This window comes from Marinactinospora endophytica (assembly GCF_054780875.1).
The window spans coordinates 1-1016 of record NZ_BAAGVM010000035.1; the positions used below are offsets into that span (position 1 = coordinate 1).

Sequence of the window (1016 nt, forward strand, 5' to 3'; positions counted from 1 at the left end):
GCCACGGCGTGGTATGGGTTGGTGGATCTGGGTGGGCTCAAGGCCGGGGAACGTGTCTTGATCCACGCCGGCGCGGGCGGGGTCGGCATGGCCGCCATCCAGATCGCGCACCACCTGGGCGCGGAGGTCTTCGCGACCGCTTCCCCGGGTAAACACCACCACCTGCGCGCGCTGGGCCTGGATCATGACCACATCGCTTCCTCCCGTGATCTGGACTTCGCCACCACGTTCCGCCACGCCAGCGGGGCGGCGGGTATGGACGTGGTCCTCAACTCCCTGGCCGGGGAGTTCACCGACGCCTCCCTGGACTTGTTGGCCCCGGGTGGCCGGTTCATCGAGATGGGTAAGACCGACAAACGCCCGGTGGAGGAGGTCGCCCGCACCCACCCGGGAGTGCTCTACCGCTCCTTCGATTTGATGGACGCGGGCCATGAGCGCATCGGCGCGATCCTGGACCACCTGGTCACCCTGTTCGACCAGAAAGAACTGTCGGTTCTGCCGGTGCGGTGCTGGGATGTGCGCCGGGCCCGTGAGGCATTCCGGTTCATGGCCCAGGCCCGCCATGTCGGCAAGCTGGTGTTGACCATGCCGCGGGCGTTGGATCCCCAGGGCGCCGTGGTGATCACCGGTGGTACCGGCGGGTTGGGCGCGGTGTTGGCCCGCCACCTGGTCACCACCCACCAGGTGAGACACCTGGTGTTGGTATCGCGACGCGGTGAACAGGCGCCCGGCGCGGCCGAACTACGCGCCGAACTGGAAGCCGCCGGGGCGCGGGTGGTCATCATCGCCGCGGACCTGTCCCGGCGTGATGAGGTGGATCGGGTCGTGCGTGAAGGAGCGTCGGCGTCCGCGTCGGGGTTGACCGCGGTGTTCCACACCGCCGGGGTGCTGGACGACGGGTTGATCACCTCGTTGACCCCCGAACGGATCGATCGGGTGCTGGCCGCTAAGGCTGATGCGGCTTGGTATCTGCACCAGGCCACCCTCGACCACGACCTCACCGCCTTCGTCCTGTA

At 68.2% G+C, this 1016-nt stretch carries 1 protein-coding gene; it reads left to right on the forward strand.

From position 1 onward, the window contains the following. Nucleotides 1-21: 21 nt before the first annotated feature. Nucleotides 22-1016 (forward strand): SDR family NAD(P)-dependent oxidoreductase (locus tag ACYVHU_RS26655; protein WP_498949919.1); only part of this gene is annotated, 995 nt, incomplete at its 3' end.